Source organism: Streptomyces sp. NPDC058001 (assembly GCF_042886315.1).
GTDB lineage: Bacteria > Actinomycetota > Actinomycetes > Streptomycetales > Streptomycetaceae > Streptomyces.
In genome coordinates this window covers 17453-34893 of record NZ_JBHVQT010000024.1, presented here as the reverse complement: position 1 = coordinate 34893, position 17441 = coordinate 17453, and the positions used below count along the sequence as shown (strand labels likewise).

Below are 17441 nucleotides of genomic sequence, written 5' to 3'. Positions count from 1 at the left end.
CTAGAGGAGTCGTGAGTGGGCGAGTGTCGCGGCCCGGTCGAGGTACGCGCCGGGCAGGAGCGGGGCGAGCTGGGAGTCGTTCCACGCCGGCACCGTCTCTGCCGTCGGAAAGTCGCGGCGAATGGCTTCCAGGAGGAGTACGAGGGCGTTGTCGGCCTCGCGCTGGTGGCGGGCTTCAGCGCGGACGGCACCGTCGAGGCAGAGGGATCCGCGCTCATTTCGGCGTGTTCCTCGGCACCAGCCGTCGCGGTCGAGGCGGATGCGGGCCCGGTGCAGGAGTGCGGCGAGCGGTGTCCGGTACGGGCACGGCTGGGAGGTTGGGGTGAGCGGCAGCGGGCCGGTGATCTCCGTCAGCGGCGCGGCGGGGATGTGGGCGGTGTTCACCTCGAAGGCCACGCCGGCCATGTCGAGGCGGGCGCCCATCGCGGCTTCAGTCAGCGCAAGTCGCGCCTCAAGGTCGAGGTGGGGTGTCGTTGTCCGGGCTGGGCTTGTGGGTGTGCGGGTGATCGTGGTCATGATGGGTTGCCTTCTGCGCGTATGCGCGTGGTGGGTGGAAGGGGCGCCCCTGTGTGCTGGCAGGCCGGAAGGGGCGCCCCGGCTGATCTACTTTTCGCGCAGCGAGTAGCGCACGAGGACAACCGATTCGGCGGGAACACCGCTCTCTCGCGCGTGCAAGGCGCGGATCCCCGCAAGCAGGGTGCTCACGGTGGCGCCGGGCGGCGGGGCATAGACGCCGGTGCGGTCCTTGGCGGGGTTCGATCCGTGCTTTACAGGGCCGAGTGTGAGCGTGGCGCTCCACGCGTACCCGCTGGCGGTGAGTGGGGTATTCGGGTCGCTGTAGTCGGCCATGTGTTCCTCCTGTGCTGGTCTTTGTGGACGGTTTGACGGTCAGCGGGCCGGGGCTATCTCCTGGCTGGAGGGGCGCCCCGGCTTGGCTAGCCGCGCTCGGGCGCGGTGCGTCGGTACTGGTCCAGCTCGAACGGGTGGAAGCCCGCCTTCTGCGCCGCGCGCAGGTTCGCCTGCATGACTGCGACGTCGACCGGGTCGACTGCCTCACCGCGCTCGTGTGCCTCGATCACGTCATCGACGGATCCGGCTGCCTGTCGGGCGATGTGTTCGCGTCGATCCATTACTTCGTCCCTTCTCTCGGGTTGTTGCATGGTCGGGTTAGAGGTCTTCGCCGAGGCGGACGTGCATGGTGGCGTGGTACAGCTCCGTGATCTCGCTGCCGTCGGTGGTGCGCGTGTTGACGCGGGCCGCGACTTCGGCGACGATCCGGTCGGTCGTGGCACGGTCGCCGCGCTTCTTAGCCGCGATGTAGTCCCGCACGGACTGGTGGGTGATCTTCAGGTCGGACATCGGGACTCCTCCTTTGGTTGGAACGGGTGTCGGTTAGCTGAAGCGGCTCCAACGGCGCTTCGCGGCCTTCTCGGCCGCCTCCCGGCGCAGGTCGCTGGCCTCCTTCGCCCGCTTCTCCATGTGGCGAATCTCGGTCGCGTCCAGGTCGTGGATCGCGGAGGCGTCCACCGGGCCGGCAACCTGCGGACCAGGGCCGGCGACGTTGCGCATCCCCACGGGCGGATGGTCGTAGACCGGCCCGTAGTTCTGGCACAGCGAGACGGCGTCCATGGCCCCGTCGCAGGGGGTGTCGGTGAACGGGCGCCGGGCGGTGAACCGGTACACGCTGTAGAGCTGCGCGTCCTCGTAGGGCGCGAGGTTCCGGGCGACGTCGAGAACGACGTAATAGGGGACGCCGAGTTGAGCTTCGCGGGCGAATCGCTTCGCCTTGTGCGGGTGCCAGACCTTGCCTGCCATGGATGAACTCCGTTCCGGTTTGCTGTAGTTTGTTCGGGTGGACATGAGATGGTTTGCACCCAGACGTCCCCCCGGACGGGGGGTGGACGCGACCCGGGTCGCGTCCGGGTCTGCAAGATCAACATTCCGGGGCGTCCGGCGGGCAGTCCGGGCATAGTGCGCATTTCGGATGGGACTGTCTGGGGCAAAAGGCGTGAATCGTCGGGGTCTAGTGGCCCTCAAGGAAGTCCAGCGCAGCCTTGATGTCGGCCCTCCGGTAGCCGTTCACACGGTTCGGAAGCCCGGGGATGGTGACCTTCACCGTGTTGCCTGCTCCGGCAGCCCGCAGCAGCTCGCCGAGCGGTTCCTCGTCCATGCCGCCGCCGATCAGCTCGGTCATCTCGTCGACCTGAGCCACATCTCGCCCCAGGTCGTTCATGGCGATCAGGCAGCCCCGTAGCGCCTCCATCTGCATGCGCTGATCCGGGGTGCGGTGCAGAACCAGACGACCCGGGACGCCGTCCCGCTTCGGCCCGCCCGCCGACGACGACAGGCCGGTGGCGTTGAGGAGGTGCTTCTCGATCGGGTCGTCCCACTGTCCGGCGAGCCGGCCTGCCTGCTCGCGGATCTTCGCGGCCTTCTCTAGCAGCGAGGTGATCTCGCCGCGTTCGTCCTCGTCGAGGTCGAAGGAGCGGGCCGTGTCGGTCACCCCAACGAACGGGTTCACGAGCCAACCCAGGCCAGGCCGGGGCGGATCGAACTTGGAGGCGTCGCGGCCCTGCCCAGCGGAACCGTCACCGAGGATCGCGTTGGACTGCTTCGCCGTGTCGACACGCATCGCCCACCGCGTGGTGAAGTTGATCGCCAGCTCAGTCGGAAAAACGTCGGCGTTCGGGTACTGCGTGATGACGACGAACATGATCCCTGCACCGACCGCAACGGAGGCAAGGTTGACCATCTTCTCCATGATCTCGTCACGCTGCTGCTTGCCGGTTCGGGTGTAGGTGGCAAGCTCGTCGATGACGATCAGTTCGAGGCCGCCGAGGTCGTCGATGACCGGCGCGATCAGCTTGCTCTTGCCGAGCCGGTTGAGTTCGGCCTCGCGACGCTTCATGTCGACGATCTCGGCTTCCAGGAGTGCGAGGAGCCGGTCCGGGTCGGGCTTGAAGTACGTGGCCGCAACGCCCGCCTTGGCGTAGGCGTTCCACTCGGCGTTCTCCTTGCCTGCGACGATCCGCAAGTTGATCCGGGGATCGAAGCTGGCCCCCACCACGACATTGGACGCGCCGACGCCCTTGCCTGAGCGGGTGCCGCCTCCGATGACGATGTTCGAGCTGCGGATCGGCAGCAGCACGGTCTTGCCGCGCTTGTTCCACGAGGTGGGCACGCCGTCACTGAAGGCGTCGATCTGGCCGGGGGCCTTCAGTAGCGGCGAGGGCCGCGTGCTTTCGAACGGGTCCTCGTCGGTGATCCACAGGCTGGTGCGGACCGCTGAACCGGCCTTCTCGACATCGACCATGGTGGAGTCGCGGCCGATCGCCCCGGCGAACTCCTCAATCTTCGCCTGGAGGGTGGCGACCTTCTGGCCTGCCGGGAGGTCGAAGACGACAGTGGTGTTGCCATCCTTCGCCCTCTGCGGCACGGCAAGGATCTGCACCTGGTCGTCGCCCTTCATCATGCCGATCTTGCGGAGGGCTTCCTCAAGCTGCGGCACGGTAAGCGCCGGCGGCGGCGGGGCGTTGAACTCCCTCTGCCCGACCGCCTGTTCCGTCTTCGTCATGTTCACGGGTGCGGCCAGCGTCTGCGTCTCCGTGGTCGGGGCAGGTGCAGGCTGGCCGGCGTCGAAAGGGCGGGACACGAGGTACCAGCCGTAGCCCGCCGCTGTACCGAGGGCGGCGAGGAGGATCGGCTGGCCGGTGGCGGCCTGCTCGACGGCAGTACCGAGGACGGACAGGGAGCCGAGCCCTCCGGCGGCGACGATAGCCGCGCGACCTGCTTTCTTGGCATGGCGGACGCCGTTGGCGTCCCGCTGGGTGGGCGGGAGGATGGGCGTGTTCTGGAGCGCGGCGAGCTTGGACTCTTCGGCAGCGACGCGCCCACCGAGGCTCGCGAGCATCCCACTGCTGGTGGACTCTCCGGCGTCGGCCTGCATCTTGGCGTGGGCGAGGCGGGCGTGTGCTTCAGCGGCGGCCCGCTGCTGGTGGGCGAGCTTGTCGTCGTGCTTGCGCTGCTTCCGCTCGCCCGCTAGCTGCCAGATCTCGGCGTCGTCGATGTCGCTTGTCGCCAACCACTCCTTGGCGCGTGCAGCGGTGTGACCGTACTGCACAACGACCGCCGCCTTGACGCGGTCCTTGCGGGTGGGCTCGGTGGCCTCTACGGCGGGCTGCTGCTCGGTGGGCTCGGGCTGCACTTCGGTGGCCACTGGCCGATGTCCTTCCTGGAGTTGGTCCGGGACCCGAGGGCGGGCCCGGGAGGCGGGTGGTCTAGAAGCCGGCCCACACGTTGCCGAGGCCGGTGGCGGCGGACCCGCCGAGCTGCTGGATCAGCGGCCCGAAGAAGGTGGGGGCCAGGTAGACACCGAGAGCGACACAGGCGAAGGCTTGGACGAACTTCACGTGTCCCTTCTTGACCATGACGATGACGACGGCGAGCAGTGCAAGGCCGATCGCCACGGTGAGGCTGATCGCCCCACCGCCTGCCTGGGTCTGGACTTGCTGCGGGTTGTAGCCCGTCTGCCCGGTGGTCGGCGCCTGGTTGTACGGGTTGGTGATCGCGGATCCCTGCCCGTTGTCGGGGGTGAGCCCGGTGCCGATCGCCGGGTCACCGTCGGTCCGTGCGGCGGCGAGGACGATCGTGGAGTGCTGCTCCGGGGTCGCCGCGTACCCGGCGTTGTCGAGGCCGAGGATGTGGATGGTGCGCCCGTCCGGCATGTTCACCGGGGCTCCGGTGGCACGGTCGATGGCGGTCTGCACCTCGACGGCGGACGCGGTCTCGGCGGTTGCGACGGTGATCGTGGCGGCGCCCCCGAGGAGGGCTACAGCCGCGCTGCCCGAAACGGCGATCCGGCGGATGGTCGAGTTCATGACGATCTCTCCTGTGGGATGGGTTAGTTGTCGTTCGGGCGGGTGTTCTTCGCGGCGGGTGAGGTCTGCTCAAGCGCCGCCTGCTTCTTTGCGACGGTGCTGTACGGCTGGGTGTCTCCGGCCCTGCGGACGGGCGGCGTACCGCCGTTGCTGCGGCGCCCGTCAGGAGCGTTGGGATCGCGCTTGGCGCGGGGGGCCTTTTGGGAATCGATCAGCGACAACGACCCGAAAACGGGGGCGTCAGTGACAGTCCGCATGTGGGCCTGTGCAGCCCGCGACTGGGCTTCGATTTCGGGGCGGATCCCGACCTTCGGGCAGCCCGTCACGAGTAGCCAAGCCTCGGCCCAACTCTGCTCCGTCACATACTGGGAGCCGCGCGCGGAGCGAAGCGCGTCGGCCACCTCCCACACGTCCGGGTGATTCGTTTTGCGATCGTCATCGCGGCGCTTCTGCTCTGCATCCGCCTGCTGCTGAGCCGCCTTCTTGTCGGCCGCAGCCTTCTCTGCGGCAGCCTTCTTCTCGGCGCGCCCCCGCTCCTCTGCGACATCCTTCTCGGCGGCGGCCTTGTCGGCTGCACGGCGCTCCCGCCACGACGGAATCCCGTCGGCCTTCTGCGCGATGCCGTGCTCGTAGGCCATCAGCACGATGGGGCCGCCGAGCGAGGCGATGGCTCCGATGAGTCCGGCGTTGAAGCCGATCCGGCCGTCGGACAGTCCGCCGTACAGGTTGATGCCGGCGGCGACGATCGCGCCGAGCATGATGCCGATCCGGTAGGGGGTGACGTCCCTGCGGTGGGCTACGGCCCACGCCGCGCCGAACGCCAGTACCAGAGCAAGCCCTTCGAGGAGTGCGGGGGCGGCGATCAGGAAGGGCCGCTCTCGGTCCCAGAAGTGCATGAACTGCACGGGCGCCGCAATGACCAGACCGACGGCGTAGATGCTGCGGGCGCCCCACTTCCACGTCACTTCGGTACGCCGCTGTTCGGCGTCCCGCTTCGCTTCGGCGGTCTCCTGCTCGGCGGCGACCTTGTCGGCCTTCTCCTTCTCGGCCTCGGCCTTCGCGGTCTCGGCGGCCTTCTTTGCAAGGTGCGCCTTGTGGTCGGCCTGGTCCTTCTCCAGCCGCATCCGCTTGCGCTCGTTCGTCAGGCGCAGTTCCTCGGCCTGTTCGGCGGCGAGAGCTTCGGCGGCCTTCGCCTCTCCTTCGGCCTTGACTCGGACGGCGTCGGCGTCGGCGTCGGCGCGCTTCCGGATCGCCTCCGCCTCGGCCAGGGCCACCGGGTCGAACCGGGGCTCGGGCGAGGTCTTCGGCGTGCCGTTGACCTTCTCGACGGATACGGCGGTCACGGTGATCGGTTTCCTTTCGGGGTGGTGGGGGTTAGAAGTGCTGGCCGACAGCGAAGGCGATGGCCGCGATCGAGACAGCCACGCAGAGGAAGGAGAGGAGTTTCACGTCAGTCGGCCTCCTCGTCGGCGATGTCGCGGGGGTCGCGGTAGCGGTCGGGTAGGTGGGGGTTGGCGTCGGCGCGGGCGACCGCGCTGTTGAGGCGGCGGTACATCGGCGTCTCGGCGGTGACCCCGGCCAGCCGCGTCGCGGTCGTGTGGAGGGTGAGGGCCGCGTCGGCGGCCTTGAGTGACGCGATGGCGGCGATGGTCCGCGCGCTATTCCGGGCGGTCACGGCGATCACACCTTCCGCAACTGGTCGGCGGTGTAGGCCGGGTAGCCGAGCAGCAGTTCCTTGCCCCGGCTGTAGATGCCCTTGACGGCGATCAACCCGCCGGACAGGGAGCCGTCGTCCAGGACGACCCCGGACTCACCGATCGTCGCTGCGTACTCCGGATCGGCGGCGACCACGGTCACGCGGTCGCCCTTCTCGAACGTGCTCATTGATGTCCTCTCAGGATTTGGTCGGAAAGCGGTCAGGGCAGCCGGTCAGCAAAGTTCGAGGTCCGCCTTCGCCTCGTAGAGGGTGTTGTCGACCCGCTTGAGAAGCTCCTGGGTCTTCGGGCCGCCGTCGCCAAGGCGGGCAATGGCGGTCAGGTCGTCGGCGGCCTCCTCCAGCCAGTCGCGGCTCTGATCGAGGGAGCCGAGGTCGTCGGCGGCGGCACGGAGGAGGGTGGCGAGCCCGTCGGCGGTCGTGTCGTAGTCGGCGTGGTCGAGGCCGACGGCGTCGGCGATGGGCTCGGCGTACTCGGCGATCAGGCCGTCGACAGTGACGGGCGTGGCCTTGGTCGGCATGGTGCGTCCTCTCTCGGGGTGGGTGGAGTTCTCGTCAGCGCTGTACGACGGGCTTGCGGATGTCGCGGTGGGTCACGGTCACGGTGTGGCCCCGGCGACGGAGCCGACGAGCGATGGCATTCGCGGCGACAGCAGACCTGTGCCTGCCTCCCGCACACCCAGCAGCGACAGCGATCGGGCCGCCCGACGGGCCCGCCGCGAAAGCGGCGACCTGCCGGACCGTCGCCGCGAGCAGCAGACGAACACCCGGCGTACCGAGCACCGCCCTCCGGATCGCACGGTCGGCCGCCGTCAACTCCCTCACGGCCGGGTCGACATGCGGGTCACGGAAGTGCTCCCGCAGGTCCAGCACCACCTGCGCTTCCGGCGCCGGCCCGTGCAGGAACCCGAACGACACGACCGTGACGCTCGCCATCACGCAGCCGCCGGGTAGCTGAGGCCGCGCAGTTCGTCGGTCAACCGCGGACCGTGCGGCGCGGCAGCGTCCAGCCGCATCGCGTGCAGCAGCAGCCGGGTCCGCTCGCCGTGGTCACCCGCCGCCGTCGCCGCCAGATAGTCGGCAATGACCTCCGCACGGGCATCGGCATCGACCTCGGCGACCGACACACGGCGACGACGCAACGCCGCCAGCTCATCGGAGACAGCACGATCGGCATCGAACAGAGCCGAAGAAGACATGACGGATCACGATCCCTTCAGGATCAGAGAAGTTGGGGGTGGAAAGCCGCGGACGGCGGAGGCCGTGGGGGATGTCGGTCATCCCCGCCGCCCGCGGCGACTAGGGGCTAGCGCGGCCGGGACTCAGAGCGCTTGTTGACTTCGCGGACCTTCTCGGAGAGCTTCTTGTGGCCCTCCTCATCCAGGCAGAGGATGAAGCCCTGCGGGTGCGGACGCGGCGGACGCACCGGCAACGGCGGCTTCGCCCTCTCATGCTCGGCGCTCACGACGCACCGCCGATCAGGTCGAGACGCCCGGCGGCGGCGAGCTGGCAGCGGCACATCGCCATCTCATCCTGGAGACACATCAGTTCGTCGAAGGCGGCAGCCGGGCCCGTGGACAGTCGGCGGCAGTGGCCAGCGGCCTGCCTGTAGCGGGACGCCGTCTCCGCCGGGCCGATCAAGCCCAGCTCCCCAGAGTCCGCCAGAATCCCCAGCGACTCGGCGAGCACCTGCTGCGCCGTCCGGAATGCATCGAACTCGGCCGGCGTCAGCCTGTCCCCAGGCTTCTCGATCAGCTCGTCGTAGCGTGCCGCAGCCACCTCGTACCGGGTGACAGCACGCAGCACCTCGGGGGCGACACGGACATGGGACGCGGCCTCGTGGGCTGCGCGGTCGGCGGCCGACATGGGGGGTGGGGTGACGGCGGCGTGATCACGGTGCACTAGAGCACGGGTAGAGTGCTGCATTGGCTAGCTCCTGCCTTCATCAGGTTGCTGGCTGCCCGGGGCGGGTGGTGACGCACCCGCCCCGGGATCCTTGGCCCTGTTCGGTGGTGACGCACCAAATGGGGCCGTTTCTTGTTGTTGCGCGGCCTAGCCGCTGGCATTACGTTAGAGCTACTGTAGAGCAGATGCAACCCCCGATACCCGCCAGGAGAGACATGCCGCCGAAGAGGCGCTACGAGGAGATCGCCGCCCACTATCGGCGACTCATTCAGGACGGAGAACTTGCGCCCGGCGACTACCTCCCGTCCCTGCGCAAGGTATGCGACGAGTTCGACGTCGCCATGGGTACAGCGAACCGCGCCTTTCAGTTGCTCAAGGCGGAGGGCCTTACTGTGGCCACGTCGGAAGGTACTGCTGTCGCCCATCGCCCAGACGTCGCCGTGACGGGCGTGGCCCGCCTCAAGCGAATGGAGCGCACGGGGCAGCGCTACGGCCCAGGCGAAACCTCAACCGATCACTGGAGGGCGATGAGGTCGGTCGCCGATCCCCTCATCGCCGGCCTGCTCGACGTTGAGCTGCACGACGAGATCGTCATTCGACGCCGAGTACACCGCCACGAGGGGGGTCCGTCCACGTTCGACAGCTCCTTCATCCATGTCCGTGCCCTCGGCCCTGTCCCGGAACTCCTCGACCAGGGTCCGCTGGAGCAGTGGTGGCAGGAGCTGTACAAGGAGCGCACCGGCCGCGAGGTCACCAGGTCTCCGGAGCGGCGTACCGCCCGGATCATCTCGAAAACCGAGGTCGAGGCGCTAGGGATCGACCTGCCGCCAGAGGTCGCGGCATCGGTACTCGTCGTCGTCAACGTCTTCCACGACGAAGACGGCCCGCTGGAGGTCTGGGAAGACGTGTACCCGCCTGGCGCCTGGCAGGTCGACACCGAATAAGCGAACGGCCGAGCGGTTCGCACCCGCCCGGCCGGTTCGACCAGCGAGTTCGCACCTCGCTGATCAAGGAACCCAACCCTTCGAGATCGGAGTTCTCCCTATGACCTTAGCAACCCCTGCGTGCTCATCGCCGGATCGTCGTCCGTCGGCTGAGGAGATCTTGGCCACCCCGCTCCCCCGCTTGCTGGTCGAGACGGGCGTCGAACTCTTCGAGAGTTCGATCACCGACGCCAACTTCTGCGGCGCCGTCGTACAGCGCAAGAAGGGCGGGATCCTCCTGTCGATGCCGACCGGGCGTAGCGAGTTGGAGACCGACACGGTCGCCCGGTATCTGATCGCGCAGGTCTTCGACGTCGACTTGCCGGACTTGCCGCCGCCTTTCCGCACGACCGAGATCTGACCACCACCGCGCGAGGGCGGCAACCAGGAGCGGCCGGACGGACCATCGTCCGGCCGCTTCGCACATCAGCGGGCGCTGGAGCCCGCGCAACACCTGGGACTTCCATGATTGTTTTGGCGCGCGCCCATGTCGTGAGGCAGGGCGAATGCTGAAGATCCGCCGATCGAGACCGGCCGACAACTTCACGATCCTGCCGAACGCGACACTCCGGGATGACCGACTGACGTACTGCGCGCGCGGCGTGCTGGCCGAGTTGCTCTCCCGCCCAGAAGGCTGGGAGACGAACGCCGACGCCCTCTCGGATCGAGCCCGGCGCCACCGTGGGGATGTTGTGGGCGAGGGACGCCGCGGTCTCCGCTCGGCGTTCGCCGAACTGGAGGCGGCGGGCTACATCATTCGACGGAAGGAGAAGGCGGCGAGGGGGAGGTTCGTGACGGTGCTTGAGGTCTATGACATCCCGCAGGACCGGGGTACCGCTCGCGGTACGTCGGCTGGCGGCACGTCGGTCAGCGCGACGTCGGTGAGCGGTACCTCTTCAAGAAGTAGTGACGGAAGAAGTACGGATGAAGAAGATGCTGGCGACCAACACTCCTCCTCACTCGCCTCCGCTCGTGAGGGGCAGCAGGCCAGCAAGCAAGATCGCCGGGCCGCCTTGGGGCGCCTCTGGGACGTCGTTGATCGACTGAGCGAGCCGCGACTGCGGAACGCGCTGCTCGACTTCGAGCGGAAGCGGCCTGCGATCTACCGCGAGTGCAGGCAGTCGGCGATCAGTCAGTTCGAGAACGGCGAAGGCCACATCCTCAAGGGTGAGAGCCGCGGTCTCGCCACGGACCGCCTGAGCTTCAAGTACGCGATCCAGCACTACGAGGGCCGGCTGCCTCCGTGGATCGTCAAGCACCTGCGAGACGCGCCCTGATCTCCGATCCACTACTGCCGGGCCGGCGACTCTGGCTAGCCTGTCGGGATGGGCTATGACGAGGCGATGCCGGTGCCTGGGATGCCGGACGTGGAGATGCGCAGGGCGACGTTGCCGGATGGCACGCGAATGATGATCGCCGCAAAGCGGGGTTCGTCGCAGGATGAGGTGGATCTGCTGGCGGCCCGCATCTGGCAGGAGACCCCGGAGCCGGGCGCTGCTGGGGGTTAGCCGCCGCCCCGTGGGCGTCCCACCGTTGTGTCGGCTGGGGCGCCCGTTGCGTTCCACCGGTGACCCGCGTCACAGTCCCCGTGAGTAGCTTGTTGTGGATCTCCGGCGTGCGGAGTGTTTTGTCACCAACCCCCGCCGCCCCCACAGAGGTTGCCCTGTGAACTGCCCGAGCCTGAAGTGCGGATCAACGAACGTGCAGCTCCTCTCCCACTACCGGGACAGCCTCCCGCCGGGCTCGCCGCTGCGTTCCGCCTACGCTCCCCCGGCCGCCGCAGACGCCGCGTACCTACCGGCGGTCGGGGTGGCGCTGCTGGGCGTGGTCGGGCTCGTATCCGGGGTGATCCTGGCCGGGCTGGCCGCGGTCGTGGCAGGTCTCGGCTGGGGTGCGCTCATCCGGAAGCGAGCCGACCAGGCGGGGATGGCGCGGGCGGAGTGGGACAGTGCGCTGATCTGCCTCGCCTGCACGGGACGGTTCTAGCGGTAGCAGGCCGACGAGGGTGGCACTGGCGCGGTCGGGTCAGTCGAGATCGGCCGTCGGGTCGTCCAGGTCGGCCCGTGTGCGGACGCTGCCCCCGTCGACGGGGCACATCAGGACCACTGCGGCGAGGATGGAGTCGAGAGCGTCCGCCGCGTGGGCGCGCGCCCACGCCTGTGCCGTGTCCTGCTGGACCATGTCCGGGTCGGCGGCTTCGGCCGCCGCGTAGGCGTCGCGGGCCTGCTGTACGGGCAGCGTGTCCCGCAGGCTACCGGCCATGGTGCGCAGCTCGTTCCAGACGCCGGCGTAGCGCTCGGCTGCGATCAGCCGCTCGCTGCGGGAGGCGTCCGCGTCCAGGGCCCATTCCCTGAGTCCGGTATTGGCGTCCAGGGTGGCAAGGCTGTCGGCGAGCTGGCTGCGCCCGAGGTCGGCCAGGACGTCGTAGGGGAGCGCCTGTTCGACAGCAGCCCGGAGCCACTGGGCGCGGCTGATCTGTCGGCGCTGGGCGTCGGCCTCGATGCCGGCCAGGGTCTCGTCGCTGACGCGTACTTCGAGCTTGGGGCCGATCTCGGGACGGCCTACGGGACGGGTCATGGTCGTGGTCTCCCTGGGGGTGCGTGGCGTCAGAGGGTGGCGCGGATGGCCACGGCCTTCGCGGACAGGACGTGGTAGCGGCGCCCATTGACAGTGACCTCGTCGACGAGGCCCTTCTCGCGCCAGACTGCGACGCCCTGGAGGAGGCCGGGCAGCACGTAGCGTTCGGCGAGGGCCGGTCGGTCGGCTCGGTAGCGGGTGTAGCCGAGGCGGGCACGGCGGATGTTGGTGAGGATGGCGGGACCGATGGGCTCTTCGGGCTTAGCCATGCGTCGGGCTCCGATGGTGATGCGGCGGGCGAGGGAGACGCTGTCGATGACCCACCGGTCGGCCGCCTTGACGGCGGCGACGGCGCCGATCCGGCACCAGGTGCGGATCGTGGCGACGGTGACGCGGGCCTTGAGTGCGGCGGTGGTGGTGTTCATCGTGACCCCCCCCTGCGGAATTTCCGCATGCGTTAACCATAGGAGGGGTTAACGCATGCGCCAAGTGGCGGCCGTGGCGCGGATGATGTCGCCGCCTCGGCCACTTCGCCCTCCGTGCTGCGCGCGCGAGGGGCGCTGGACGGCCCTGCTTCCTAGTCCGATTCGTCGGGTCGGACGACGGCGCGGGTGCGGCCGTTGCTGTCCCATACGTTCATCTCGCGGGCTCGGCCGCGGCGCGGGGGCGCCTCGGCCCTGGGTGCTCCGACTGTGCGGGCGGCAAGGGCCTGGCACATTTCGCCGTCGGCCGGGTGGAACGACATGGTGACGCGGTGCGTGCGGCAGGGCAGGGGGTTGTCGACGTCGACGCCTCCGCAGGGGAAGATCTCGCAGTCGCAGGGGCTGATGGGGTACATCGGGACGCCGTGGTGGGGCGTGCTCTCGCTCATCGGCGCTGCTCCTTGTCGTCGTCGGGGTCGCGGGTGGTCTGGGTCATGTGAAGTCTCCTAGTAGAGGGTGGTTGGGTGTAGGGCTTCGGCCGGATTGTCCGGTTTCCGTTGATCGAACTGTGCTGCTCTGGTCACTTCTCCTTGGTCTGCCGGGTAATCCGGAGCGACGGACGGCGACTCGCCGCCCGTTCCGTGGTGACGGTGTAGCCCGCGGTGCCGAGCGCGGCGGTGTACTGGTCAAGATGGTCCGCTTCGTCGGGTCCGTCGTGCCAGACGCGAGCCGTCGTTGGGCTGGCCTGGGTGGCGCGGTGGCCGGGCCGCCAGGCGGGCCCGGTCAGGGAGTTGGTGTGCCCTCGGGCGGTGAGGGTGCGCGCTACTTCTGCGGCGGCGATTCGACAGTGCACAGCTGCTCCGTGGTCGAGTTGAGTGCAGCGGTCCACCGCGCGTGGTCCTCCACGGTCACGACGGCCTGGTATCGCATGGGCTCGGCGCCGGGCCAGACGCGCTGGAAGCGACCGAGGATGTCGGTGAGTACGCGGCGGAGCCTCTGGTTCTCCGCCTCGGACGCCCCGAGCGCCCGCACGGCAGCGGCGAGCTGGCGCCGGAGTTCGGGGTCGGACTGGTCGGCCGCTTCCGGGTCGATGGGCTTCACGTCGGGGTGCAGCCGCATGACGTGTTCGTCGTACTGGCTGCGGGGGATCATCTGTCGGTCGCCGCAGTACGGGCAGGGCTGGCGGACCTCAACGGCCACTGCCGGGTTCGACGACGCCACGAGGGCGGCGCGCACGGCGGCGATGACCTCACTTGCGGTGGGAATGTCGAGGTTGACGTGTTCGGGGGTGATGACGCCGCGCCCCTCGAACGATGCGAGCGCCTTGTGGACGCGGACGACGGTGACTTCGGCTCGGTCGCGCATGCGGTTGAGGGCGGCCTCGTAGAACTCCACTCGCTCGTACAGCTTGTCGAGTGCGTCGCTGGTGATCGTGTCGGCGGTGTGACGGTCGGTCACTTCGTCCTCCGTGCTGCGCGGACGGGCGTTGGGGTGTTGATGTCTTCGCGGGTGAGGTCGCCATGGAGTAGCGCGAGGGCGACGGCGTTTGCCCGGTCCTTCGCGCCGAGCGCCCGGTAGATCTCGGCGAGGTGTCGGTTGATGGTCATGCTGCTCAGGTCGAGGCGGCGGCCGACTTGGGCGTTGGTGTGGCCGTTGGCGACGAGAGCGAGGACTTGCCGCTGACGTGGGGTGAGGGCCGAGAGGATGCTGATGTTGGCGTCGAGTGGAGTCCGGCCGCTCATGCTGCGCTCCGGGGGTCGTCTGGCAGGTCGAGGCCGTTCACGAGCTGCCAGAACCGGGCGCGTTCGTCGGCGAGGAACGCCGCGTCGTCCCGCTCGCGTGTGCCGCCGATGACGACGTGCCGGATGCGGGCTGTGCGGTGGCCGATGATCCCGCCGCACGCGAGAGCGAGGAGTGCGGTGAGGAGGTACGTCACGGCTTCCTCCGGCGGTCGCGGACGGCGAGTACTACGAGGTAGGCGAGTGCGGCGAGGGCGAGGAGTGGGCAGGCGGCGCCGACGATGCGGGCGATCACGGGGCTCTCCGTGGTGTGGTGGGTGGTGCGAGCCGTCCCCGGTTTCGGCGGGGACGGCCCGTCTGTGTGGTGCTCAGTTCGTTGGCCACAGGAAGATCGCGGCTATGGCGCTGGCTGGTGCCTCGTCCCATTGGCCGGGCTCGGCAGCGCGCATCTCTGGGCTGGCGTACATCTGGCCGCTGTAGGTGGATTTGGCCTCGTAGAGGGCGTCGTCGACGATGTACAGCGGGCTGTAGCCGTTGCCCTCGGCGTCACGGGCGAGGATCACCGGGGTGTCGTCTGGGAGGTTGAAGGCTTCGAGTTGGGCGCGGAGTTCAGCGAGCTTCATGCTGCGTCCTCGTAGTCGTGGCGTTCGGAATGGGCCCAGAGGGGCTCTGTGGGCCTCTGAGGGGTTTGACTGGACTCGGGGGCCTGCGGGGCCTGTTCGGCCGTCAGCGGCCCGCTGAGGGCCCGCCAGAGGCCGCGCACGGCCCACGCCCCGGTCGCGAGCCTCGCCAGCGCCACGACGGTGCCCACGGCGGCGAGGACCGCGACCCAGGCGGCGAGGGCCCAGCCGAGGGCGACAGCGGTGTCGATGGCCTCGGCGATCACATCTGCCTCCGCTCGGCCAGCCATGGTCACGCCTCCTTCGCGGGCGTGGTCGGGACGGCAGGCTGGGTGCGCTGTTCGCCCCACCGCCCCTCCCAGAAGGGGCGCGTTTGGTTCGCCTCGGCGCAGGTGAAGTCAGGGTGCACGCCGGGGTGCGCGCATCCCGAGGGCGTCTCGGTGTCGGGCTGCTGCTGCGCCCCGGCGTACTGCGTGCACGCGCACTCCGCTACGGCGCAGAACAGGGTCGGCCCCGTGTGCATGGTGCGGGCGTGGGCGCAGGAGCAGCGGGCGGGCTGCTGCGCCCCGGCCCGGCGCAGCAGCTCGTCCAGCATCCCGGCGGTCCCCGGGTAGCCCTTCGCGACGACGAAGTTGCGCATCTGCTCGGTCGGGAACCGGACCTCGCACGTCGGCCCGCAAAACGCATGCTCGCCCTCGGCGTGGGCCTCGGCAGCCTCGTGGGTGCTGCAAAGTTCGTCGCCGTCGCACGGGTTGGGCTGGCTGCACGGGACGTCCGGCTGCGCCTCGGGTTCCGGCTGCTGCGCCTCGGCCGCGTCGTCCAGTACGGCCATCACCCTGACCCCGATGTCCGCGTACAGGTGGCGGGCAGCGGCCCGGACCTCTGCGACGGCCTGTGCGTGGGTCTCGTCGCGGGTCCGCGTCTGCTGCGCCTCGGCGGCCAGACGACGCAGCAGCTGCTCGGCATCCGACATGCCCCGAACTCGAAGCGGGTTCCAGTGGTTGAGGCCAGGCGCCCGGTGAACCTGGCACTCCGCAGCCAAAGCGTCGGCGGCCTCGCTCAGCACGGCGGCCCGGTCGGCGGGCGGCAGCACGGCCAGCACCGCGTCGGCCATCCCCTCGAACACCTCCCGGTCGGAGACGTACACGTCCGGCCAGTGCGGGTCGCGAGGCGGCCGTTCACGCTCGTAGAGCGCCTGGGCGATGCGGTCGCGGAGGTCGGCCCGGTCGGCGGGCGCAGACGGCACGGCGGCGAGACCGGGCACCGCCGCAGCGATCCGGTCCCGCAGCGTGCAGCCTTCGCATGTGAAGTCGGCGCCGAGGTTGTCGTGCCGGGCGACCGAGCCGTGCAGCGCGGACAGGTAGCGCTCGGCGTCACGCAGTAGGCCGAGGACGGTCGGGTCGGTCATGGTCTTCTCCAAGTGATCGCGGGTACGGTTCGGGCGGGCCGCCCGCTGCTGGGTCGAACAGCAGCGGACGGCCGTCGTGCGGGTGGTCATCCGGCAATCGGCCGGTCGAGGCCAAGGGCATCCCGCAGCCGGCCCCGCAGTTCTGCCGCCACCTCCGCCGTGACCCGGCCGTCCTCGGCCAGACCGGCGACCTCATCGAGCACGCCCTCCACAGCGGCGCGCACGCGGTACTCGTCCTGCCGCAGCCGGTCCTCCTCCCGGGCGGCCGTGCACTGGTGCTGCACGCACGCCTCACCGGCGTCTTCGAGTGCCTGCACGGTGTGGGTGCTGCCGTCCTCCAGGTGGCGGGTCGGCGCGGTGGGGCATTCGGCGGCCGTGCCGTGCACAACGCCCTCACCGCAGGCACACGGACCGTCCTCGCCGTCGGGCCCGGCCAGGTCCTGCCGGAGTACGGCGGCGCGCTCCGGGTCCAGCTCCAGCCAGTACGGCTCACGCTGCGGACCGGACAGCACGACGGTGACCGTGTCGTCGTCGCCCCACTGGACATCGTTCAAGCCCCAGCGGAGCAGGGTCGGGTTGTCGGCGGCAGCGATGTCGGGCTCGGGCTGCTCCTCGGCGCCGAGGAACTCGCGCAGGGCCCGGTCGCCGGCGCCGGATGCGGCGTCCTTCTTCGCGATCTGCCGCAACAGAAACCGGCGCTGCTGCTCAAGACGGCGGACCTCGTCAACCAAGCTGGTCACGATCGCGGGGTCCATCCCGGTGTCGGTGTGGTCGGCGAGGACAGCGGCCTCGGCGTAGGCGTCGAGCTGCTGCTCGGTCAGCGGGCTGGGTGTGCTGGGCATTGGTCTACTCCTGTTGGGTGGCGGTCTCGTTGGCGTGCGCGGGCTGTATCCGGATGCGCGTCAGGCGGTGTCGGTGGTTGACGCCAGGCGCATCACGGCCTTGTCCTGGAATTCGCCACGCCAGGCGACGACCTGCCATGTGCCAGGCGTCATCCCAGCGACGGTCTCGGACAGTTCGAGGTAGTCGCCTACGCCGAGATCCCGGAGGTTCTCGCCGTTGTCGAGTTCGACGTCGGCGTAGTTCACGGTCACGGTCTCGTCGAGCTGCTGCTCGGTCAGCGGGCTGGGTGTGCTGGGCATTGGTCTACTCCTGTTGGGTGGCGGTCTCGTTGGCGTGCGCGGGCTGTATCCGGA

31 protein-coding genes are annotated in these 17441 nt (G+C 69.4%); 5 read left to right on the top strand and 26 right to left on the bottom strand.

The window, feature by feature from the left end; translation table 11 throughout:
• The 14 genes from ACFVT5_RS41135 to ACFVT5_RS41070 all read right to left on the bottom strand — a co-directional run bounded on the left by ACFVT5_RS41135 (position 1) and on the right by ACFVT5_RS41070 (position 8457).
• Positions 1-516, bottom strand: coding sequence for a hypothetical protein (locus ACFVT5_RS41135; protein ID WP_389899210.1), 516 nt, complete (start codon positions 514-516; stop codon positions 1-3).
• 87 nt (positions 517-603) lie between these two features.
• Positions 604-849, bottom strand: coding sequence for a hypothetical protein (locus tag ACFVT5_RS41130; protein WP_389899209.1), 246 nt, complete (start codon positions 847-849; stop codon positions 604-606).
• An 86-nt stretch (positions 850-935) separates the two neighbouring features.
• Entirely contained in the window at positions 936-1130 is a 195-nt protein-coding gene (locus ACFVT5_RS41125) for a hypothetical protein (protein ID WP_389899208.1), read from the bottom strand.
• A 37-nt stretch (positions 1131-1167) separates the two neighbouring features.
• Positions 1168-1359, bottom strand: a complete 192-nt coding sequence (locus ACFVT5_RS41120; protein WP_389899206.1) for a hypothetical protein — start codon at positions 1357-1359, stop codon at positions 1168-1170.
• A gap of 33 nt (positions 1360-1392) precedes the next feature.
• Entirely contained in the window at positions 1393-1815 is a 423-nt protein-coding gene (locus tag ACFVT5_RS41115; RefSeq protein ID WP_389899205.1) for a hypothetical protein, read from the bottom strand.
• Positions 1816-2023: 208 nt separating this feature from the next.
• Positions 2024-4216 (bottom strand): hypothetical protein, encoded by a 2193-nt coding sequence (locus ACFVT5_RS41110; protein WP_389899204.1) that lies wholly within the window; start codon positions 4214-4216, stop codon positions 2024-2026.
• Positions 4217-4277: 61 nt separating this feature from the next.
• Positions 4278-4877 carry a hypothetical protein gene (locus ACFVT5_RS41105; protein WP_389899203.1) on the bottom strand — a complete coding sequence of 200 codons (600 nt, stop codon included), beginning with the start codon at positions 4875-4877 and terminating at the stop codon, positions 4278-4280.
• 23 nt (positions 4878-4900) lie between these two features.
• Positions 4901-6220 (bottom strand): hypothetical protein, encoded by a 1320-nt coding sequence (locus ACFVT5_RS41100; protein ID WP_389899202.1) that lies wholly within the window; start codon positions 6218-6220, stop codon positions 4901-4903.
• 107 nt (positions 6221-6327) lie between these two features.
• The gene (locus ACFVT5_RS41095) at positions 6328-6552 is read right to left on the bottom strand and encodes a hypothetical protein (RefSeq protein WP_389899201.1); all 225 of its coding nucleotides are present in this window, start codon (positions 6550-6552) and stop codon (positions 6328-6330) included.
• A gap of 5 nt (positions 6553-6557) precedes the next feature.
• Positions 6558-6761 (bottom strand): hypothetical protein, encoded by a 204-nt coding sequence (locus ACFVT5_RS41090; RefSeq protein ID WP_389899199.1) that lies wholly within the window; start codon positions 6759-6761, stop codon positions 6558-6560.
• A 45-nt stretch (positions 6762-6806) separates the two neighbouring features.
• Entirely contained in the window at positions 6807-7112 is a 306-nt protein-coding gene (locus tag ACFVT5_RS41085; protein WP_389899197.1) for a hypothetical protein, read from the bottom strand.
• Positions 7113-7146: 34 nt separating this feature from the next.
• Complete coding sequence (locus ACFVT5_RS41080) at positions 7147-7509, bottom strand: ATPase (RefSeq protein ID WP_389899195.1); 363 nt, start codon at positions 7507-7509, stop codon at positions 7147-7149.
• A 17-nt stretch (positions 7510-7526) separates the two neighbouring features.
• Positions 7527-7790 carry a hypothetical protein gene (locus tag ACFVT5_RS41075; RefSeq protein ID WP_389899194.1) on the bottom strand — a complete coding sequence of 88 codons (264 nt, stop codon included), beginning with the start codon at positions 7788-7790 and terminating at the stop codon, positions 7527-7529.
• Between the two features lie 262 nt (positions 7791-8052).
• Positions 8053-8457 (bottom strand): hypothetical protein, encoded by a 405-nt coding sequence (locus ACFVT5_RS41070; protein ID WP_389899192.1) that lies wholly within the window; start codon positions 8455-8457, stop codon positions 8053-8055.
• A gap of 254 nt (positions 8458-8711) precedes the next feature.
• Here ACFVT5_RS41070 and ACFVT5_RS41065 point away from each other — a divergent pair, with 254 nt between their 5' ends.
• From ACFVT5_RS41065 to ACFVT5_RS41045, 5 genes are all read left to right on the top strand, one after another.
• The gene (locus ACFVT5_RS41065; protein ID WP_389899190.1) at positions 8712-9440 is read left to right on the top strand and encodes a GntR family transcriptional regulator; all 729 of its coding nucleotides are present in this window, start codon (positions 8712-8714) and stop codon (positions 9438-9440) included.
• A 160-nt stretch (positions 9441-9600) separates the two neighbouring features.
• The gene (locus tag ACFVT5_RS41060; RefSeq protein ID WP_389899189.1) at positions 9601-9840 is read left to right on the top strand and encodes a hypothetical protein; all 240 of its coding nucleotides are present in this window, start codon (positions 9601-9603) and stop codon (positions 9838-9840) included.
• 145 nt (positions 9841-9985) lie between these two features.
• Positions 9986-10756: a hypothetical protein gene (locus ACFVT5_RS41055; protein ID WP_389899187.1), complete on the top strand. Its 771-nt coding sequence runs from the start codon at positions 9986-9988 to the stop codon at positions 10754-10756.
• A gap of 48 nt (positions 10757-10804) precedes the next feature.
• Complete coding sequence (locus ACFVT5_RS41050) at positions 10805-10987, top strand: hypothetical protein (RefSeq protein ID WP_389899185.1); 183 nt, start codon at positions 10805-10807, stop codon at positions 10985-10987.
• A gap of 193 nt (positions 10988-11180) precedes the next feature.
• The gene (locus tag ACFVT5_RS41045; RefSeq protein ID WP_389899184.1) at positions 11181-11465 is read left to right on the top strand and encodes a hypothetical protein; all 285 of its coding nucleotides are present in this window, start codon (positions 11181-11183) and stop codon (positions 11463-11465) included.
• 39 nt (positions 11466-11504) lie between these two features.
• Here the strand turns inward: ACFVT5_RS41045 and ACFVT5_RS41040 are convergent, their stop codons facing one another.
• The 12 genes from ACFVT5_RS41040 to ACFVT5_RS40985 all read right to left on the bottom strand — a co-directional run bounded on the left by ACFVT5_RS41040 (position 11505) and on the right by ACFVT5_RS40985 (position 17387).
• Entirely contained in the window at positions 11505-12056 is a 552-nt protein-coding gene (locus tag ACFVT5_RS41040) for a ribbon-helix-helix protein, CopG family (RefSeq protein ID WP_389899182.1), read from the bottom strand.
• Between the two features lie 29 nt (positions 12057-12085).
• Positions 12086-12481, bottom strand: coding sequence for a hypothetical protein (locus ACFVT5_RS41035; protein WP_389899181.1), 396 nt, complete (start codon positions 12479-12481; stop codon positions 12086-12088).
• 152 nt (positions 12482-12633) lie between these two features.
• On the bottom strand, positions 12634-12927 hold the full coding sequence (locus ACFVT5_RS41030) for a hypothetical protein (protein WP_389899180.1): 294 nt from the start codon (positions 12925-12927) through the stop codon (positions 12634-12636).
• Between the two features lie 131 nt (positions 12928-13058).
• The gene (locus ACFVT5_RS41025; RefSeq protein WP_389899179.1) at positions 13059-13331 is read right to left on the bottom strand and encodes a hypothetical protein; all 273 of its coding nucleotides are present in this window, start codon (positions 13329-13331) and stop codon (positions 13059-13061) included.
• Positions 13301-13936 (bottom strand): hypothetical protein, encoded by a 636-nt coding sequence (locus tag ACFVT5_RS41020; RefSeq protein WP_389899177.1) that lies wholly within the window; start codon positions 13934-13936, stop codon positions 13301-13303. The genes ACFVT5_RS41025 and ACFVT5_RS41020 overlap by 31 nt, the downstream gene beginning before the upstream one ends.
• On the bottom strand, positions 13933-14220 hold the full coding sequence (locus ACFVT5_RS41015; protein ID WP_389899176.1) for a helix-turn-helix transcriptional regulator: 288 nt from the start codon (positions 14218-14220) through the stop codon (positions 13933-13935). Before ACFVT5_RS41015 ends, ACFVT5_RS41020 begins: the two co-directional genes overlap by 4 nt.
• The gene (locus ACFVT5_RS41010; RefSeq protein WP_389899174.1) at positions 14217-14414 is read right to left on the bottom strand and encodes a hypothetical protein; all 198 of its coding nucleotides are present in this window, start codon (positions 14412-14414) and stop codon (positions 14217-14219) included. The genes ACFVT5_RS41015 and ACFVT5_RS41010 overlap by 4 nt, the downstream gene beginning before the upstream one ends.
• A gap of 171 nt (positions 14415-14585) precedes the next feature.
• A complete protein-coding gene (locus tag ACFVT5_RS41005) occupies positions 14586-14840 on the bottom strand; it encodes a hypothetical protein (RefSeq protein WP_389899172.1) in 255 nt (84 codons plus the stop codon).
• Positions 14837-15127 (bottom strand): hypothetical protein, encoded by a 291-nt coding sequence (locus tag ACFVT5_RS41000; RefSeq protein ID WP_389899170.1) that lies wholly within the window; start codon positions 15125-15127, stop codon positions 14837-14839. Before ACFVT5_RS41000 ends, ACFVT5_RS41005 begins: the two co-directional genes overlap by 4 nt.
• A 2-nt stretch (positions 15128-15129) precedes the next feature.
• The gene (locus ACFVT5_RS40995) at positions 15130-16335 is read right to left on the bottom strand and encodes a hypothetical protein (RefSeq protein WP_389899168.1); all 1206 of its coding nucleotides are present in this window, start codon (positions 16333-16335) and stop codon (positions 15130-15132) included.
• Positions 16332-17087, bottom strand: coding sequence for a hypothetical protein (locus ACFVT5_RS40990; RefSeq protein WP_389899166.1), 756 nt, complete (start codon positions 17085-17087; stop codon positions 16332-16334). The genes ACFVT5_RS40995 and ACFVT5_RS40990 overlap by 4 nt, the downstream gene beginning before the upstream one ends.
• Before the next feature lie 60 nt (positions 17088-17147).
• Positions 17148-17387: a hypothetical protein gene (locus ACFVT5_RS40985; protein ID WP_389899165.1), complete on the bottom strand. Its 240-nt coding sequence runs from the start codon at positions 17385-17387 to the stop codon at positions 17148-17150.
• Positions 17388-17441 lie beyond the last annotated feature (54 nt).

Coding starts and splice junctions, on each gene's coding strand:
- ACFVT5_RS41135 (WP_389899210.1), bottom strand. CDS start 516: ATGACCACGATCACCCGCACACCCACAAGCCCAGCCCGGACAACGACA.
- ACFVT5_RS41130 (WP_389899209.1), bottom strand. CDS start 849: ATGGCCGACTACAGCGACCCGAATACCCCACTCACCGCCAGCGGGTAC.
- ACFVT5_RS41125 (WP_389899208.1), bottom strand. CDS start 1,130: ATGGATCGACGCGAACACATCGCCCGACAGGCAGCCGGATCCGTCGAT.
- ACFVT5_RS41120 (WP_389899206.1), bottom strand. CDS start 1,359: ATGTCCGACCTGAAGATCACCCACCAGTCCGTGCGGGACTACATCGCG.
- ACFVT5_RS41115 (WP_389899205.1), bottom strand. CDS start 1,815: ATGGCAGGCAAGGTCTGGCACCCGCACAAGGCGAAGCGATTCGCCCGC.
- ACFVT5_RS41105 (WP_389899203.1), bottom strand. CDS start 4,877: ATGAACTCGACCATCCGCCGGATCGCCGTTTCGGGCAGCGCGGCTGTA.
- ACFVT5_RS41090 (WP_389899199.1), bottom strand. CDS start 6,761: ATGAGCACGTTCGAGAAGGGCGACCGCGTGACCGTGGTCGCCGCCGAT.
- ACFVT5_RS41085 (WP_389899197.1), bottom strand. CDS start 7,112: ATGCCGACCAAGGCCACGCCCGTCACTGTCGACGGCCTGATCGCCGAG.
- ACFVT5_RS41075 (WP_389899194.1), bottom strand. CDS start 7,790: ATGTCTTCTTCGGCTCTGTTCGATGCCGATCGTGCTGTCTCCGATGAG.
- ACFVT5_RS41070 (WP_389899192.1), bottom strand. CDS start 8,457: ATGTCGGCCGCCGACCGCGCAGCCCACGAGGCCGCGTCCCATGTCCGT.
- ACFVT5_RS41065 (WP_389899190.1), top strand. CDS start 8,712: ATGCCGCCGAAGAGGCGCTACGAGGAGATCGCCGCCCACTATCGGCGA.
- ACFVT5_RS41055 (WP_389899187.1), top strand. CDS start 9,986: ATGCTGAAGATCCGCCGATCGAGACCGGCCGACAACTTCACGATCCTG.
- ACFVT5_RS41050 (WP_389899185.1), top strand. CDS start 10,805: ATGGGCTATGACGAGGCGATGCCGGTGCCTGGGATGCCGGACGTGGAG.
- ACFVT5_RS41040 (WP_389899182.1), bottom strand. CDS start 12,056: ATGACCCGTCCCGTAGGCCGTCCCGAGATCGGCCCCAAGCTCGAAGTA.
- ACFVT5_RS41035 (WP_389899181.1), bottom strand. CDS start 12,481: ATGAACACCACCACCGCCGCACTCAAGGCCCGCGTCACCGTCGCCACG.
- ACFVT5_RS41030 (WP_389899180.1), bottom strand. CDS start 12,927: ATGAGCGAGAGCACGCCCCACCACGGCGTCCCGATGTACCCCATCAGC.
- ACFVT5_RS41015 (WP_389899176.1), bottom strand. CDS start 14,220: ATGAGCGGCCGGACTCCACTCGACGCCAACATCAGCATCCTCTCGGCC.
- ACFVT5_RS41005 (WP_389899172.1), bottom strand. CDS start 14,840: ATGAAGCTCGCTGAACTCCGCGCCCAACTCGAAGCCTTCAACCTCCCA.
- ACFVT5_RS41000 (WP_389899170.1), bottom strand. CDS start 15,127: ATGGCTGGCCGAGCGGAGGCAGATGTGATCGCCGAGGCCATCGACACC.
- ACFVT5_RS40995 (WP_389899168.1), bottom strand. CDS start 16,335: ATGACCACCCGCACGACGGCCGTCCGCTGCTGTTCGACCCAGCAGCGG.
- ACFVT5_RS40990 (WP_389899166.1), bottom strand. CDS start 17,087: ATGCCCAGCACACCCAGCCCGCTGACCGAGCAGCAGCTCGACGCCTAC.
- ACFVT5_RS40985 (WP_389899165.1), bottom strand. CDS start 17,387: ATGCCCAGCACACCCAGCCCGCTGACCGAGCAGCAGCTCGACGAGACC.